The organism is Pseudomonas sp. F(2018) (genome assembly GCF_005508865.1).
GTDB lineage: Bacteria > Pseudomonadota > Gammaproteobacteria > Pseudomonadales > Pseudomonadaceae > Aquipseudomonas.
On sequence record NZ_SCOM01000001.1, the window covers coordinates 962,800 to 978,434 of the forward strand.

16 protein-coding genes are annotated in these 15,635 nt (G+C 59.3%); all 16 read left to right on the forward strand.

Going from position 1 to position 15,635, the window contains the following annotated elements; genetic code table 11:
- Positions 1-65 precede the first annotated feature (65 nt).
- The 16 genes from wbpA (at position 66) to hisH (FFS62_RS04785) (ending at position 15,634) form a co-directional block, all read left to right on the forward strand.
- Complete coding sequence (gene wbpA / locus FFS62_RS04710) at positions 66-1,379, forward strand: UDP-N-acetyl-D-glucosamine 6-dehydrogenase (protein ID WP_137971641.1); 1,314 nt, start codon at positions 66-68, stop codon at positions 1,377-1,379.
- A gap of 77 nt (positions 1,380-1,456) precedes the next feature.
- Positions 1,457-2,407, forward strand: a complete 951-nt coding sequence (locus FFS62_RS04715) for a Gfo/Idh/MocA family protein (protein WP_137971642.1) — start codon at positions 1,457-1,459, stop codon at positions 2,405-2,407.
- Positions 2,408-2,410: 3 nt separating this feature from the next.
- Positions 2,411-2,995 carry a UDP-2-acetamido-3-amino-2,3-dideoxy-D-glucuronate N-acetyltransferase gene (gene wbpD, locus FFS62_RS04720; protein ID WP_137971643.1) on the forward strand — a complete coding sequence of 195 codons (585 nt, stop codon included), beginning with the start codon at positions 2,411-2,413 and terminating at the stop codon, positions 2,993-2,995.
- Positions 2,992-4,080 (forward strand): DegT/DnrJ/EryC1/StrS aminotransferase family protein, encoded by a 1,089-nt coding sequence (locus FFS62_RS04725; RefSeq protein ID WP_137971644.1) that lies wholly within the window; start codon positions 2,992-2,994, stop codon positions 4,078-4,080. The genes wbpD and FFS62_RS04725 overlap by 4 nt, the downstream gene beginning before the upstream one ends.
- Positions 4,077-5,357, forward strand: a complete 1,281-nt coding sequence (locus tag FFS62_RS04730; protein ID WP_137971645.1) for a lipopolysaccharide biosynthesis protein — start codon at positions 4,077-4,079, stop codon at positions 5,355-5,357. The genes FFS62_RS04725 and FFS62_RS04730 overlap by 4 nt, the downstream gene beginning before the upstream one ends.
- Entirely contained in the window at positions 5,347-5,859 is a 513-nt protein-coding gene (locus FFS62_RS23525; RefSeq protein WP_171016266.1) for a DapH/DapD/GlmU-related protein, read from the forward strand. Before FFS62_RS04730 ends, FFS62_RS23525 begins: the two co-directional genes overlap by 11 nt.
- Before the next feature lie 40 nt (positions 5,860-5,899).
- Entirely contained in the window at positions 5,900-7,039 is a 1,140-nt protein-coding gene (pseC, locus tag FFS62_RS04740; RefSeq protein WP_137971646.1) for a UDP-4-amino-4,6-dideoxy-N-acetyl-beta-L-altrosamine transaminase, read from the forward strand.
- On the forward strand, positions 7,036-7,734 hold the full coding sequence (gene pseF / locus FFS62_RS04745; protein ID WP_137971647.1) for a pseudaminic acid cytidylyltransferase: 699 nt from the start codon (positions 7,036-7,038) through the stop codon (positions 7,732-7,734). Before pseC ends, pseF begins: the two co-directional genes overlap by 4 nt.
- The gene (locus tag FFS62_RS04750; RefSeq protein WP_137971648.1) at positions 7,731-8,363 is read left to right on the forward strand and encodes a pseudaminic acid biosynthesis-associated methylase; all 633 of its coding nucleotides are present in this window, start codon (positions 7,731-7,733) and stop codon (positions 8,361-8,363) included. The genes pseF and FFS62_RS04750 overlap by 4 nt, the downstream gene beginning before the upstream one ends.
- 1 nt (position 8,364) lies before the next feature.
- Positions 8,365-9,513, forward strand: coding sequence for an N-acetyl sugar amidotransferase (locus FFS62_RS04755; RefSeq protein ID WP_137971649.1), 1,149 nt, complete (start codon positions 8,365-8,367; stop codon positions 9,511-9,513).
- The gene (hisH, locus tag FFS62_RS04760; RefSeq protein ID WP_137971650.1) at positions 9,510-10,133 is read left to right on the forward strand and encodes an imidazole glycerol phosphate synthase subunit HisH; all 624 of its coding nucleotides are present in this window, start codon (positions 9,510-9,512) and stop codon (positions 10,131-10,133) included. The genes FFS62_RS04755 and hisH (FFS62_RS04760) overlap by 4 nt, the downstream gene beginning before the upstream one ends.
- Entirely contained in the window at positions 10,127-10,909 is a 783-nt protein-coding gene (hisF, locus tag FFS62_RS04765; protein WP_137971651.1) for an imidazole glycerol phosphate synthase subunit HisF, read from the forward strand. Before hisH (FFS62_RS04760) ends, hisF begins: the two co-directional genes overlap by 7 nt.
- On the forward strand, positions 10,906-12,420 hold the full coding sequence (gene pseG, locus FFS62_RS04770) for a UDP-2,4-diacetamido-2,4,6-trideoxy-beta-L-altropyranose hydrolase (RefSeq protein WP_137971652.1): 1,515 nt from the start codon (positions 10,906-10,908) through the stop codon (positions 12,418-12,420). Before hisF ends, pseG begins: the two co-directional genes overlap by 4 nt.
- Entirely contained in the window at positions 12,417-13,469 is a 1,053-nt protein-coding gene (gene pseI / locus FFS62_RS04775) for a pseudaminic acid synthase (RefSeq protein ID WP_137971653.1), read from the forward strand. Before pseG ends, pseI begins: the two co-directional genes overlap by 4 nt.
- Before the next feature lie 23 nt (positions 13,470-13,492).
- On the forward strand, positions 13,493-14,902 hold the full coding sequence (locus FFS62_RS04780) for a hypothetical protein (RefSeq protein ID WP_137971654.1): 1,410 nt from the start codon (positions 13,493-13,495) through the stop codon (positions 14,900-14,902).
- A 132-nt stretch (positions 14,903-15,034) separates the two neighbouring features.
- Entirely contained in the window at positions 15,035-15,634 is a 600-nt protein-coding gene (hisH, locus tag FFS62_RS04785) for an imidazole glycerol phosphate synthase subunit HisH (protein ID WP_256662113.1), read from the forward strand.
- Position 15,635 lies beyond the last annotated feature (1 nt).

The following is a 15,635-nucleotide window of genomic DNA, read 5'->3' on the forward strand; positions in this document are numbered from 1 at the left end:
GCTTAGCAAAGGCATCTAATCATCGTCTACTCCTGTGAGAGAAGTCGTTTTATCGGAGCACGCGCATGTCGAATATTACACAGGCAGCAGCCGCTAAATTCAAAAGTAAGGAAGCTGTAATCGGCATCGTCGGGCTCGGTTATGTTGGTTTGCCGCTGATGCTGCGTTACAACGCGATTGGCTTTCGCGTGCTGGGTATCGACATCGATATCGCCAAGGTCGAGAAGCTCAACGCTGGTATCAGTTATATAGAACATATTTCAAGTGAACATATTGGCAAGGCGCGCAGCTCTGGTTTCGAAGCGACAAGCGAATTCCGTCGCGCCAGCGAATGCGATGCTCTGATTCTTTGTGTACCTACGCCTCTGAATAAGTATCGCGAGCCGGACATGAGTTTCGTGATAGACACCACGAACGCAATCAAGCCCTACCTGCGGGCTGGCCAAGTCGTGTCATTGGAAAGCACGACTTATCCAGGCACCACAGAAGAAGAACTTTTGCCTCGCGTGCAGGAGGGTGGCCTGACGGTGGGTGAGGACCTTTTCCTGGTCTACTCGCCGGAGCGCGAAGATCCGGGTAACCCAAGCTTTGAGACGCGCACCATTCCCAAGGTTATTGGTGGGTATACCGCTAATTGCCTGCAGGTTGGGATATCCCTTTACGAGCAGGCGATCGATCAGGTCGTGCCAGTCAGCTCGACCAAAGCTGCAGAGATGACCAAGCTGCTGGAGAATATCCATCGAGCAGTGAATATCGGCCTCGTCAATGAGATGAAAATCGTCGCCGATCGCATGGGTATCGACATTTTTGAAGTAGTGGATGCCGCTGCAACCAAACCTTTTGGTTTTACCGCCTATTATCCCGGCCCCGGTCTAGGGGGGCACTGTATACCGATCGACCCGTTCTACCTGACTTGGAAAGCGCGCGAGTATGGCCTACACACCCGCTTCATCGAGTTGTCGGGCGAGGTCAATAAGGCGATGCCCGAGTATGTGGTGGGCAAGTTGATGGACGGCCTGAATGAGCGCAGTCAAGCGCTCAAGGGCAGCCGTGTGCTGGTGCTCGGTATCGCCTACAAAAAGAATGTCGACGACATGCGTGAATCGCCCTCCGTAGAAATCATGGAGCTGATCGAGGCTAAGGGCGGCATCGTTGCCTACAGCGACCCGCACGTGCCGGTGTTCCCGAAGATGCGCGAGCACCATTTCAATCTCTCCAGCGAGGCGCTCACCGCGGAGAACCTAGCCAGTTTCGACGCGGTAGTGCTTGCCACCGACCATGACAAGTTCGATTACTCATTGATCCAGGCAAAAGCGCGGCTCTTGATCGATAGTCGTGGCAAGTATCGAGCGCCGCAGGCAAACGTCATCAAGGCCTGAGTGTTTTTGCGCGCCTTCTCCGAACAGCAGATGTTCGGCGCCATGAGGGCGCACTCAATCCGATCACGAGAGACAGCATGAAACGATTCGCCCTCATCGGCGCCGCCGGCTACATTGCCCCGCGCCATATGCGTGCCATCAAGGACACCGGCAATGAACTGGCCTGCGCCTACGACATCAACGACTCGGTCGGCATCATCGACAGCCTGTCGCCGCAGAGCGAGTTCTTCACCGAGTTCGAGCGCTTCTACGACCATGCCTGGCGCCTGAAACGCGATCCGGCAACCGCCCTGGATATTGTCTCGGTCTGCTCGCCCAACTACCTGCACCATCCACACATCACTGCCGGCCTGCGGCTGGGCTGCAACGTGATCTGCGAGAAACCGCTAGTACCTAGCGCTTCGATGCTGGACGATCTGGCGCTGGTCGAGCGTGAAACCGGAAAACGGTTGTACAACATCCTGCAGCTGCGTCATCACCAAGCGATCATCGACCTCAAGCAGCAGGTCGAGGCCGGCAGCCAAGACCACAAGCACGAAGTTGAGCTGACCTACATCACTAGCCGCGGCAAGTGGTACATGGAGAGCTGGAAGGGTGATCCACGCAAATCCTTCGGCGTGGCTACCAACATCGGCGTGCACTTCTACGACATGCTGCACTTCATCTTCGGCAAGCTGCAGCGCAACGTGGTGCACTTCGCCAACGAATCCAAGGCCGCCGGCTACCTGGAGTACGAGAACGCGCGGGTGCGCTGGTTCCTGTCCATCGACACCGGCGATCTGCCGGATTCTGTAAAAGGCAAGAAGCCGACCTACCGTTCGATCACCTGTGACGGTGCTGAGATCGAGTTTTCCGAAGGGTTCACCGACCTGCACACGGTCAGTTACCAAGCGATCCTCGACGGCAAGGGCTACGGTATCGAGGACGCCCGCCACTGTGTGGAAACCGTCGAAACCATTCGCACCCTGGTGCCCAGTCGTGAGCAGGATGGCGAAGGCCACCCCTTTCTTGCACGTCTGCTGGGCTAAGCCATGAGCCACTATCAGCACCCCAGCGCCATCGTCGACGACGGCGCGCAGATCGGTGAAGGCTCGCGCGTCTGGCACTTCGTCCATGTCTGTGGCGGGGCGCGCATTGGTCAGGGCGTCTCGCTCGGGCAGAACGTCTTCGTTGGCAACAAGGTGGTCATCGGCGACAACTGCAAGATCCAGAATAACGTCTCGGTCTACGATGGTGTGACCCTGGAAGAGGGCGTGTTCTGCGGCCCGAGCATGGTTTTCACCAACGTCTACAACCCACGCTCGCTGATCGAGCGCAAGAGCGAGTACCGCGACACTCTGGTGAGAAAGGGCGCCACACTTGGTGCCAACTGCACCATTGTTTGCGGCGTGACCATCGGCGAGTTTGCCTTCGTTGGCGCCGGCGCTGTGATCAACAAGAATGTGCCTGCCTATGCCCTGATGGTCGGCGTGCCAGCACGGCAGATCGGCTGGATGAGCGAGTTTGGCGAACAGCTGGAACTGCCACTGGAAGGTGAGGGCAGCGCGCCATGCATCCACACTGGTGCGCAGTATGTTCTGCGTGGCCGTGTATTGAGCAAGGAGAGCGTGGCGTGATTGAGTTCATCGACCTCAAGGCCCAGCAGGCGCTGATCAAGGAAAAAATCGACGCCGGCATCCAGCGCGTGCTCGCGCATGGCCAATACATCCTCGGCCCGGAAGTCAGCGAGCTGGAAGAGAAGCTAGCGGCCTTCGTCGGTGCGAAGTACTGCATCAGCGTAGCCAATGGTACCGATGCCTTGCAGATCGCCCAGATGGCACTGGGCATCGGCCCGGGCGACGAGGTTATCACTCCTGGCTTCACCTATATCGCTACCGCCGAGACCGTTGCACTGCTGGGCGCCCAGCCGGTCTATGTGGACGTCTGTCCGCGTACCTACAATCTCAATCCGCAGTTGCTGGAAGCTGCTATCACTCCACGGACCAAGGCGATCATCCCGGTTTCTCTTTACGGGCAGTGCGCCGATTTCGACGCCATTAACATCATCGCGGCAAAACACGGCATCCCCGTAATCGAGGATGCTGCGCAGAGTTTCGGCGCCATTTACAAAGGCAAGCGTTCCTGCAACTTGACGACTATCGCCTGCACCAGCTTCTTCCCAAGCAAGCCTCTGGGTTGTTATGGCGATGGCGGTGCAGTCTTCACTAACGATGAAGAACTGGCCAAGGTTCTGCGCCAGATCGCCCGCCATGGGCAGGATCGTCGTTATCACCACATTCGTGTCGGCGTTAACAGCCGCCTGGATACCGTGCAGGCGGCCATCCTGCTGCCCAAGCTGGAAATCTTCCCGCGCGAGCTGGAATTGCGTGAGCAGGCTGCCCTGCGTTATACGCATCTGCTCGGCAAGTCCGGCATCGCCGCGCCCTTCGTCGAGGCGCACAACCTCAGTGCCTGGGCCCAGTACACGGTGCAGGTTGAGGCGCGGGACCGGGTGCAGGAGCAACTCAAGGCTGCCGGCGTACCCACGGCCGTGCATTACCCTATTCCGCTCAATCGCCAACCCGCGGTTAAGGACGATGCGGCAAGGCTGCCGGTGGGCGATGCGGTCGCGCAGAAGGTTATGAGTCTGCCAATGCATCCATATCTGGAAGATATGCAGCAGGCGATGGTGATTGATGCTCTGCGAAATTCGCACTCATGAGTGCCTTTAAACGGCTAGTGAACTCTACCGCTACCTACGCCCTGGCGAACGTCCTAAATAGTGCCATTCCATTTTTGTTACTGCCGGTGCTGACAAGGGTCTTAGCGCCGGCGGAGTATGGTGCGGTCACCATGTTCGCTACGGTCGTGAGTGTGCTTACGGCGTTTACCGGGCTTAGTATCCACGGTGCTGTGAGCGTGCGCCATTTCGATGCAGACACTGATCACCCTCGCTTCGTTGGTGCTTGTCTGGGTCTTCTGGCCATCAGCACTAGCTTGGTTCTGCTTATCGTCTGGTTGATGGCAGGGCCGCTTTCTCGCTGGGTAGAAATCCCAGAGGGCTGGCTGCTGATCGCAGTATTGGCATCGGCCGCGCAAGCTATCGTGCAGGTGCGCTTGGCGATCTGGCAGGTCAGGAGTGAGGTGTGGCGCTATGGCTTGTTTCAGATTCTGCAGACTTCCTTGAATCTTGGGCTTTCGCTGGGGCTTATTCTTTTGCTTGGTATGGGCTGGGAAGGCAGGGTTCTAGGTATCTGCGTTGCGGTGTTTCTTTTTGCCGGCATTGCGATCTATGGCCTGCAGCGCCGGGTGTTGGTGCGCTGGACCATTGATATAGATTACATACGAGCCGCTTTGCGCTTTGGTGTCCCGTTGATCCCTCATGCCGTGGGCGCCATGATGATCGCCATGAGTGATCGCTTTATCATTACTCACTTGCTGGGAGTTGGAGCGACAGGTGCGTATGCGGTGGGGGTGCAAATGGGAATGGTGGTTGGGCTTTTGGCTGATGCATTTGTCAAGGCTTTCGGCCCTCATCTTTTTTCTGAGTTGAAAAGCCAAGACTCCTCTTCGGGCGTTCGTATCGTGCGGCAATGCGCAGTTGTTTTCGTAGGGTTTCTGGTATTCGCGCTCGGTTATGTGGCGCTACTGCCATACTTTTATCCGTTAATCGTTGGAGAGCAATATAGTGCATCGCTGCCAATAGCCCAGTTAGTGGGTTTCGGTAATGCATTCATGGGGATGTACTACGTGGTAGCTGGCTTTTTATTCTTTTTTGAACGGACCATTCTGCTAGCGAAACTGACATTGGTTGTGGGGTTGATGAGCATCGTTCTTACCTATGTGTCGGTTGAGAAAATAGGTGTGAACGGAGCAGCCTGGGCTTATGTGTTGGTTCAAATACTGTTCTTCCTAGGTGCTTGGCGTCTGGCTCAGGGTGTTTTTCCTCTTCCGTGGCGCTCGCTATTTTGCAAAAGAGAAAGCTTCAATGTGGGTTAGTTTAAATAGGTTTTTGGTAAGGCTCCTGCTGGTGATCAATGCGGCCTACTGGCGAGTAATTTATCTGGAGTTCCGCAGGCGGTATGAAATATCACCTGAGTTTCGTTTTAATGGAAAAAATATTTTGCTCTATGGCAATGGGCGGATAGTGTTGGCGGGTAATAGCTATATTGGTGATAGCTCTACTGTGCAGTCTTCTGTGGATTGCAATGTTGAAATTGGTAGTGGCTGTCATATTTCTTCAAATGTTCGGATATTTACCGAGTCAATGAAGGCGGATAGCGATCTCCGGGTGAAGCCAGTGCCCTCAAAAACTGGTGACGTTGTAATTGGTGATGCTTGCTGGATTGGAGCTAATGTGCTGATAAATCCCGGTGTTTCCATTGGAGAAAATAGTGTCGTAGGAGCGAATAGTGTAGTGGTTCGAGACATTCCGCCAAATGAAATTTGGGGCGGTGTTCCGGCGAAGCTCATTAGAAAGAAGCTTCCTTCAGCAATTTGATTTGGTTATTAGTCTCGGTTAATCATGTGATGTAGGACTTATGATTCCATACGGTCGACAAAATATAAGTGATGACGACATCGCCGCAGTGGTCGATGTCCTGCGTTCGGAATGGCTGACCCAGGGGCCGGGTATCGCCAGCTTCGAGCAGGCCGTTGCCGCGGCCTGTCAGGCGCAGCACGCGGTGGCGGTAAGCAACGCTACTGCGGCTCTGCACATTGCCTGTCTGGCGCTGGATGTCGGTCCGGGGGACTTGGTCTGGACCAGCCCTAATACCTTTGTCGCCAGTGCCAATTGCGCGCGCTACTGCGGCGCTGATGTGGACTTCGTCGACATCGATCCGCAAACGCTCAACATCAGCGTGGAGCGCCTGGCCGAGAAGCTGGCGGTAGCCCGCCTGGCCGGGCGCCTGCCGAAGGTGGTGATCCCGGTGCATTTTGCTGGGCGCAGTTGCGATATGCGCGCGATCGGGCAGTTGGCCCGGGAGTATGGCTTTCGCGTGATCGAAGATGCTTCGCATGCCGTGGGGGCGAGCCATGACGGTGTACAGGTGGGTGCCTGTCAGTACAGCGACATCACCGTGTTCAGCTTTCATCCGGTAAAGATCATCACCACGGGCGAGGGCGGCATGTTGCTGTGCAACGACACCGCGCTGGCGAAGCGCCTGGTGCGCTTGCGTACCCATGGCATCGCCCAGGGCAGCGACGAGCTGGTGAGTACGCCGCAGGGCCCTTGGGAATACCAGCAGATAGAGTTGGGCTTCAACTACCGCATGACCAATCTGCAGGCTGCGCTGGGGCAGAGCCAGCTGGGGCGTCTGCCGCAGTTCATTGCCAGACGGCGGGAGCTGGTGAGGCAGTACCATGAACTGCTGGTTGACTTGCCCATCGTCTTGCCGCAGCCGAGCGCAGAGTCGGCCTGGCATCTGTATCCGATTCGTGTGGCGGCGGAGCGGCGTCTTGAGGTGTTTTCCCGTTTGCGTGCCGCGGATGTGTGGGTGCAGGTGCACTACATCCCCGTGCATACCCAGCCCTATTACCGCAATCTGGGTTTCAAGACGGGTGACTTCCCGCAGGCGGAGCGTTATTTCGCTGAAGCCTTCAGCCTGCCGTTGTTCTACGACCTGACCGATGAAGAGCAGCGGTGCGTCGTCGATCTGCTGCGTGAGGCCTTGTCTTGAACGTCGCGGTCATTCCGGCGCGAGGCGGCAGCAAGCGCATTCCGCGCAAGAACATCAAGACCTTCTGCGGTCGTCCCATGATCGCCTGGTCGATCCAGGCGGCGCAGCAGAGCGGTCTTTTCGAGCGGATCATCGTGTCTACCGACGATGAGGAGATCGCTGAGGTGGCGCGTGCGTGGGGTGCCGAAACGCCATTCATACGTCCGCCAGAGCTGTCTGACGACTATGCCGGTACCACCGAGGTGGTCGCCCATGCCTCCCGATGGCTCGAGGCCCAGAGCCAGGCTTTGGCTGCGGTCTGCTGCATCTATGCCACCGCGCCGTTGATCCTCACGGACGACCTCAGGCGCGGCCTCGAGGTTTTGCAATCGGGCGATTGGGCATATGCTTTCTCGGTCGCGGAGTTTTCGCCGTCGGTTTATCGCGCCTTCCAGGCGTTGCCCGAAGGTGGACTCGCTATGCTGTTTCCAGAGTACTTTTCCACACGCTCCCAGGATTTGCCCGTGGCTCTGCATGATGCCGCGCAGTTTTACTGGGGGCGCCCAGGCGCCTGGACGCAGGGGCTGAGGATTTTCGATCGCCACTCGATGCCTGTCACCATTCCGCGCTGGAGGGTGCAGGACATCGATGACATGGACGATTGGATTCGCGCTGAAATGATCTTCAAACAAATGATGAGTGACCAGACACAATGAGTGCATCGGATTATGTGACGCCGCAGGAAGGCTTCTGGGCGGGCGAATTCGGCTCCGAGTACATCGGCCGCAACGACAGCCAGCAGTTGCTGGCTTCCAACCTGAATTTCTTCACCAAGGCGCTCAAGCAGGCGGGTCGGGTCGGCTCTGCCATCGAGTTTGGCGCCAACATCGGGATGAACCTGCGTGCCCTGCAGCTGCTTTATCCGGACGTGGCCCTGCACGGCGTGGAGATCAATCCCGACGCGGCGGCCCAGCTGCGCTTGCACATCGGTCAGGACAACGTCTACGAAGGTTCGATCTTCAATTACCCAGTCGAGCAGCAGGTGGACCTTTCCCTGATCAAGGGTGTGCTCATCCACATCAATCCGGACATGTTGCCGGTGGTCTACGAGAAGCTTTACACGGCGTCTCGCCGATTCGTGCTGGTATGTGAGTACTACAATCCCTCTCCCGTGGCGATTTCCTACCGCGGGCATGCCGACCGCTTGTTCAAGCGCGATTTTGCCGGCGAGATGATGGATAAGTATCCGGATCTGAAGCTGGTCGATTACGGCTTCGCCTATCGCCGCGATCCTGCGTTCCCGCAGGACGACATCACTTGGTTCCTAATGGAAAAAGGGGCCTGAGATGCTCAAGTACTGTGTTCGTTGCGTGATGCCGCATACCAAGCCGGATCTGCACATCGACGAAGAGGGCGTCTGCAACGCCTGTCGCTCCTACGAGAAGCGCAAGGAAGTCGATTGGGACCAGCGCAAGAGCGAGCTGCTGACGCTGCTGGAGAAATATCGACAGCATGGCAGCAACTGGGACTGCATCGTTCCGGTGAGCGGCGGCAAGGACAGCACCTATCAGGTGATCCGCATGTTGCAGCTGGGCCTCAATCCGCTGTGCGTGACCTCGACCACCTGTGACCTGAGCGAAATCGGCCGGCGCAATATCGAGAACCTGCAGCGCCTGGGTGTCGACCATGTAGCGTTCACGCCCAACCCTCTGGTGCGCGCTAAGCTCAATCGCATCGGCCTGACCGAGGTCGGTGATATTTCTTGGCCGGAGCACGTCGGCATTTTCACCATTCCGGTGCGTGCAGCGGTGCAGTACAACGTGCCCTTGATCGTCTGGGGCGAGAACTCGCAGAACGAGTATGGCGGCCCGGCAGCCGCGACCGAGAACAACACCTTGACCCGGCGCTGGCTGGAAGAGTTTGGCGGCCTGCTCGGCTTGCGGGTGTCGGACCTGTCCGAAACTTACGGCATCGAGCAGCGCCATCTGTTGCCGTATCAGTACCCGTCCGACGAGGAGTTGCAGCGAGTCGGTGTGACCGGCCTATTCCTCGGCCATTACCTGCCATGGGACGGCCTGTCCAACGCGCTGATCGCCCAGGCCAACGGCTTCGTCACTTACGACGAGCCGGTCGAAGGCTCGATGGTGAATTACGAGAACCTCGACAACCACCAGACCGGCATCCACGACTACTTCAAATATCTGAAGTTCGGCTTTTCCCGCGCGACCGACATTGCCTGCCTGCATGTGCGGCGTGGTCGTATCACGCGGCAGGACGCCATCGAGATCGTCAAGGCGCGTGACGGCAAGTTCCCCTGGAGCTACCTGGGCAAGCCGTTGGCCGAGATTCTCGAACCGCTGGAAATGACTACCGATGAGTTCATCAAGATCTGCGACCGGTTCACCAACAAGAAGATCTTCAAGCGTGATGCCTCGGGTGCGTTGGTGAAGGATCGGCATGGCAACCTCGAGAAGCTGAACCACGACAATCCATGAAGATCGCCATTGTCAACTACGGGATGGGCAATCTGGGCTCGGTGCGCCGGGCCTTCGAGGAGCTCGGTGCCGAGCCGTTGATCGCCAATCACCCGTCGGCGCTTTATGACGTCAATCGCATCGTCCTGCCTGGCGTGGGTGCCTTTGCTGAGGGCATGGCGCACCTGGACCAGGGTGGCTGGAGCGATGCGCTGCGCGAGCTGGTTGGCGAGCAGGGCAAACCTCTGCTGGGAATCTGTCTGGGTATGCAGATGCTCGCCGGGGAGGGTCACGAAGGTGGCGTCACGCCCGGTCTCGGCTTGATTCCCGGGCAGGTACGTCGCCTTGACGCTCTGGGCTGCACGCTGCGTATTCCTCATGTGGGTTGGAACGAGGTGCGTCACGCCGAGCAAGACGTTCTCTTCGAGGGCATTCCGTCCGCCGCAGATTTTTATTTCGTACACAGCTACGCCTTCGTTCCCGAGCAACGCGAGCACTTGCTCGCGAGCGTGCCTTACGGCGTCGACCTGACAGCGGCGGTGCGCCGTGATCATGTATTCGGCTGTCAGTTCCACCCGGAAAAAAGCTCCAAGGCCGGGCGCCGCCTGTTGCGCAACTTCCTGAGTTATTTGCCATGCTGAAGGTTCGTGTCATACCGACCCTGCTCTGGAAGGGGCTGGGGTTGGTGAAAGGCGTTGGCTTCGATAGCTGGCGTCGGGTCGGGCCGGTACTGCCGGCGGTCAAGGTCTACAACGCGCGTGACGTCGACGAGCTCATCCTGGTGGATATCAACGCCACCCTGGAGAGCGAGTGGCCGGACCACGACTCGGTCAACGATTTTTCTGAGGAGTGTGCGGTGCCGCTGACCGTGGGTGGTGGCATCAGCAGTCTCGAGCAGGTTCTGGCGTTGCTGCATAGCGGGGCCGACAAGATCGCCATCAACAGTGCGGCCTATGCCGATCCGGGATTGATCAATGCAGCCGCGTCGCGTTTTGGCGCGCAATGCGTGGTCGCAAGCATTGATGTGCGCCGCCTGGACGATGGTGCCTACCGCTGCTTTAGTCACGCCGGCACCCAGGATACCGGCCGTGAGGTGCTGGCCTGGGCGTGCGAGCTGGCTGACCGTGGCGCCGGCGAGATACTGCTGACCTCCATCGAGCGTGACGGCAGCATGACCGGCTATGACCTGGCGCTGGTGGAGCGCGTCGCTCGTGCCGTGGATATTCCGGTGATCGCCTCCGGTGGCGCGGGGAACTACCAGCACATGATCGATGTGGTACAGCAGGCAGGCGCCTCGGCGGTTGCTGCCGCCAGCATCTTCCATTTCACCGAGCTGACGCCGGCCGGGGCCAAGACGGCGATGCAGGCTGCCGGCATTCCAGTGCGGCGCAATTTCGTCGGTGAGGCGAATCCGTGAAAGTGGTTCTGCGCGTCGATGCCAGCGAGAAGATCGGAACCGGGCACTTCATGCGTTGCCTGACGCTGGCCGACACTCTACTCAAGCGCGGCGCGCAATGTGTGTTTCTCAGTCGTGATTTGCCTGTGCACCTGCAGCAATTGGTGCAGCGTCAGGGCCACGCCTTGCGGCATCTGCCTGTGCACGAGGCTGGCACCTGCGTGGGTGATCTGGCGCACTCGAGCTGGTTGGGTTGCGATCAAAACAGCGATGCCGTCGACTGCCTGACGGCGCTGGAGGGTCAGCTGCATGATTGGCTGATCGTTGATCACTACGCATTGGACTGCCGTTGGGAAGCTCAGCTGCGCCAGGCCGCCAGACGCATACTGGTCATCGATGACTTGGCCGATCGTCGGCATGATTGCGACCTGCTGCTCGATCAGAACCTGTATCAGGACATGCAGACTCGCTACGCCGACAAGGTCCCGCACACCTGCCGTCTGTTGTTGGGCCCCAGGTTCGCCCTGCTGCGCGAGGAGTTCCGGCAATTGCGTGAAACCCTGGCCGGTCAGCGAACCCAGGTTAGGCGCGTGCTGGTGTTCTTTGGCGGCGTCGATGCTCGCAATTTCACCGGTCAGGCACTGGCGGTGCTGGCAGGCGTTGGTCAGGCCAGCTTCGAGGTGGACGTGGTGCTTGGCGCACAGCATCCGCAGCTTGTTGCCATCGAATCGTTGTGTCAGACCCAGGGTTATCGTTGCCATGTGCAGACCGCGCGAATGGCTGAGCTGATGGCGGGTGCCGATCTCGCCATCGGGGCGGGCGGTACCGCGACCTGGGAGCGTTGCAGCCTGGGATTGCCAACCCTGGCGCTGAGCAGTGCAGATAACCAGACGCGCCAGTTGGCCGATGCGGCTGCGCAGGGTCTGGTCTATGCGCCCGAGGTAGGTGCGGACGTGCAGGCGACCCTTGCCCTGCACTTGCCGGCGTTGCTGCACAACGCTGCCTTGCGGCACTTGATCTCCCGCTCAGGCACGGCTGCAGTGGATGGCCTGGGCGCTCAGCGCCTGGCGACACGCATGGGCTGTAGTGGGCTTAGCCTGCGCGAGGCGTGTGCAGAAGACTCCGAGCATCTGTTCCGCTGGCGCAATCACCCCTCGATCCGCGCTGTCTCGCGCAACCATGACGAGATTGCCTGGGAAGACCACTGTCGTTGGTTCGCCGGTGTGCTTGGCGATACTCGGCGCAAGCTGCTGGTTGGCCTGCAGAGCGGGGTGCCCGTGGGTGTCGTACGCTTCGACATCGACGCTGAAAAGGCCGAAGTATCCATTTATCTCGTTCCCGAAGCGCAGGTGCGCTGTCGCGGGGGCGATCTGTTGCAAAGTGCGGAGGATTGGCTCATGGAGCATTGCCGCGAAGTGCGGCAGCTGCATGCGCAGGTCATGGGGGGCAACACTGTCTCCAAAGGGTTGTTCATGGCCGCAGGCTATGACGTCGACAACACGCTGTTTTCAAAGAAGCTGCATGAGCTATGACTGAATCAATCAAGATCGCAAACCGTCGCATCGGCCGTGGTCACGCGCCCTTCGTCATTGCCGAGATGTCCGGCAACCACAATCAGTCGCTGGAGCGTGCACTTCAGATCGTCGAAGAGGCGGCCCGCACGGGTGCTCATGCGCTGAAGATCCAGACCTATACGGCGGACTCGATGACGCTGGATCTGGATGAGGGTGAGTTCCATATCAGTGATCCCAATAGCCTCTGGGCTGGCACCTCCCTGTACAAGCTCTATGGCGAGGCATTCACCCCCTGGGAATGGCACAAGCCGATCTTCGACCGGGCGCGCGAGCTGGGCATGATCGCCTTCAGCACACCCTTCGATGACAAGGCCGTGGATTTTCTCGAGTCGCTGGACGTGCCGTGCTACAAGATCGCGTCCTTTGAGAACACCGACCTGCCGTTGATCTGCCGTGTGGCTGCGACCGGCAAGCCGATGATCATTTCCACCGGCATGGCCACGGTCGCCGAACTGGACGAGACCGTTCGTGCCGCGCGGCAGGCCGGTTGCAAGGACCTGATCCTGCTCAAGTGCACCAGTACCTATCCGGCATCGCCAGAGAACACCAACATCCTGACGATTCCGCATCTGCGCGAGCTGTTCGGCTGCGAAACCGGTCTTTCCGATCACACTATGGGCGTCGGCGTGTCCGTAGCGGCGGTGGCGCTGGGCGCAAGCGTGGTGGAGAAGCACTTCACTCTGAGCCGCGCCGAGGGGGGGGTTGACAGCGCTTTCTCCATGGAGCCGCAGGAGATGGCGCAGCTGGTCGTCGAAACCGAGCGCGCCTGGCAGTCGCTGGGACGCGTCAGCTATGGCGCTACCGCTGCCGAGGAAAAGAGCCGGGTGTTCCGCCGTTCGATCTACGCCAGCGAAGACATCGCAGCCGGTGATCTGCTGTCGCCCTGCAATGTCCGCATCATTCGCCCGGGGCTCGGGTTGCCGCCGAAGTACTTCGAGCAGGTCATCGGCAAACGGGCCAAGCAGGCGATCAAGCGAGGCACCCCCATCAGTTGGGATCTCATCTAGTGACGCGGCCCAGTCTTGCCCAGTTGATCGAGATCGAAAACGATCCGACGTTTCTCGAGTTTCGTTGTCCGCGCAGCGGCGTGTTGCTCTGGCCTCTGGTGCGTAATCAGTTCCTGCGCCAGCTGATTTCCGATCTCTACTATCAGCAAGCACCTCTGGTTTCTGCTGTGCCTGCGGTGCCGCGTCGACAGGCGCTGGGGGCGCTTGCGCAAGTACTGGGCCACAATCTGCAGCAGGGCCGGATGCGCGGTGAGGTGTTGGTGATCGGCACTGGTGCGGGGCATTTTCAGCGCGAAGGCCGCTGGTTCAACCGCATCACCGATTACCTCGTGCAGGAGTCTCCAGCAGACACCGTGATAGTCGAAGGCGTGGTGGATTGGCACGTACCGCATCCGCGCTGGAACCAGCAAGTCGCCTACTGGCTGCCCTGGCAGGGGGCGATCACTGTGGCGGGTCGCTTGCTGACGCGCGACCACCACGTGGCAACCGCGCGTGAACTGCTCGAATATGCCAAGCGTCGGGCCTCGCAATTGCTGGGGCTGACCATCGCCGACTCGAATATGGACATGCTGGTCGGTATGCTGGCGCGCAAGCTGGCGCGACTGCCCGTGATGCAATTTGCCTATCGCCGTCTGCTGGAACGGGTACAGCCGCGCCTGGTACTGCTGGAACAGGCCTGTTACGGGGACTTTGCGCCCCTCAATCAGGTCGCGCGCGAGATGGGCATCCGCGTGGCTGAGCCCCAGCACGGCATGGTCTCCGGCGGCCACGACGCCTATTGCTATGCACCTGTTTTGCGCGAGAGTGAGGCGTACCGTGTCTGCCTGCCGCATGACTTTCTGAGTTACGGCGCTTGGTGGAGCAGCCAGATCAACGTGCCGGTGCACAAATGGGTGATCGGCAACCCGCATTACAGCGAGCAGCGTCGATTCATTTCGCCGTTACAGGGAGAACAGAACGATATCCTGCTGCTTGGCGATGGTATCGAATTTTCACTCTATCTGGCGCTGGCCCAGGAGCTGGCGCAGTTGCTGCGTGGCCGCTACCGCATTGTGCTGCGGCCGCATCCGCTGGAGCGTGCCGAGGTCCAGTTGCGTTTTCCCGAAGGGCGCGCAGGCGATGTGCTGATTGATCACAATCGGGATATTTACAGCTCGTTTGCCACGGCTCACGCGGTCGTCGGTGAGGTTTCCACCGGCCTGTTCGAGGCGCAGGGAATAGCGGGCCGCGTAATGCTCTGGGAGACCGCCAAGGCGCGCTTCAGTTATCCGCAGCATCCATTCTGTGGCTTCTCTGACGCTCGGGCGCTGGTGGAGGCGCTGCAGGCACCCCGGGCTGGGCAAACAGAGGCGCTCGCGGAGGAGATCTGGGCGCCTGGCTGGGCCGGCAATTACCGAAAGTATCTGGCCCATGCCCTGGGAGCGTCGGGCTGAGCCAACGTCGGGCGGCCAAGGATCTGCAAACAGCGTATCCTTGCGCCCCTAAATTGTGCGGGTCTGCCGTGGGCCGGCAATCCGTGAAGTCACTTCGAGCGGTAGCGAATCTTGGCCGTACAGACAATTTCAGTGATCGACTATGGCTGCGGCAATCTGGCTTCGGTCGTCAACATGATCCAGCACGTGGGTGGTGAGGCGCGCATCATCCGCACTCCAGATGAGCTGGACAGTGCGGCCAAGCTCGTTTTGCCGGGCGTTGGCGCGTTTGACCACGGCATCGGCAGCTTGCGTCAGGGTGGCTGGATCACGCCGCTGGAGCAGGCCGTGTATCAGCGCAAGGTACCCCTCATGGGTATCTGTCTGGGCATGCAGTTGCTGACTCGCGGCAGCGAAGAAGGCCAAGAGCCTGGGCTCGGCTGGGTTGACGCGCAGGCAAGACGCTTTCGTCCCAGCGACCCGCGGCTGAAGGTACCGCACATGGGCTGGAACGAGGTGCGACAGGTGCGCGCGGACGAGCTGTTACCGGCATCGGCCAGTCCGCGGCGTTTCTACTTCGTGCATGCCTACCGGGTCGAATGCGCTGACCCTGCGGATGTGTTGCTGGAATGCGAGTACGGGGAAACCTTCGTGGCCGCCTTTCGCCATGCCAACATCTGGGGCTTCCAGTTTCACCCGGAGAAGAGCCATCGATTCGGCATGGAACTCTTCCGCCGCTTCCTGGAGGTATGAG

Bases quoted from the DNA above. Each gene is read 5' to 3' on its own strand.
- hisF (WP_137971651.1), top strand. From the start codon at position 10,127: ATGCTGAAGGTTCGTGTCATACCGACCCTGCTCTGGAAGGGGCTGGGG.
- FFS62_RS04715 (WP_137971642.1), top strand. From the start codon at position 1,457: ATGAAACGATTCGCCCTCATCGGCGCCGCCGGCTACATTGCCCCGCGC.
- FFS62_RS23525 (WP_171016266.1), top strand. From the start codon at position 5,347: ATGTGGGTTAGTTTAAATAGGTTTTTGGTAAGGCTCCTGCTGGTGATC.
- FFS62_RS04755 (WP_137971649.1), top strand. From the start codon at position 8,365: ATGCTCAAGTACTGTGTTCGTTGCGTGATGCCGCATACCAAGCCGGAT.
- wbpD (WP_137971643.1), top strand. From the start codon at position 2,411: ATGAGCCACTATCAGCACCCCAGCGCCATCGTCGACGACGGCGCGCAG.
- FFS62_RS04730 (WP_137971645.1), top strand. From the start codon at position 4,077: ATGAGTGCCTTTAAACGGCTAGTGAACTCTACCGCTACCTACGCCCTG.
- pseI (WP_137971653.1), top strand. From the start codon at position 12,417: ATGACTGAATCAATCAAGATCGCAAACCGTCGCATCGGCCGTGGTCAC.
- FFS62_RS04750 (WP_137971648.1), top strand. From the start codon at position 7,731: ATGAGTGCATCGGATTATGTGACGCCGCAGGAAGGCTTCTGGGCGGGC.
- hisH (WP_137971650.1), top strand. From the start codon at position 9,510: ATGAAGATCGCCATTGTCAACTACGGGATGGGCAATCTGGGCTCGGTG.
- wbpA (WP_137971641.1), top strand. From the start codon at position 66: ATGTCGAATATTACACAGGCAGCAGCCGCTAAATTCAAAAGTAAGGAA.
- pseC (WP_137971646.1), top strand. From the start codon at position 5,900: ATGATTCCATACGGTCGACAAAATATAAGTGATGACGACATCGCCGCA.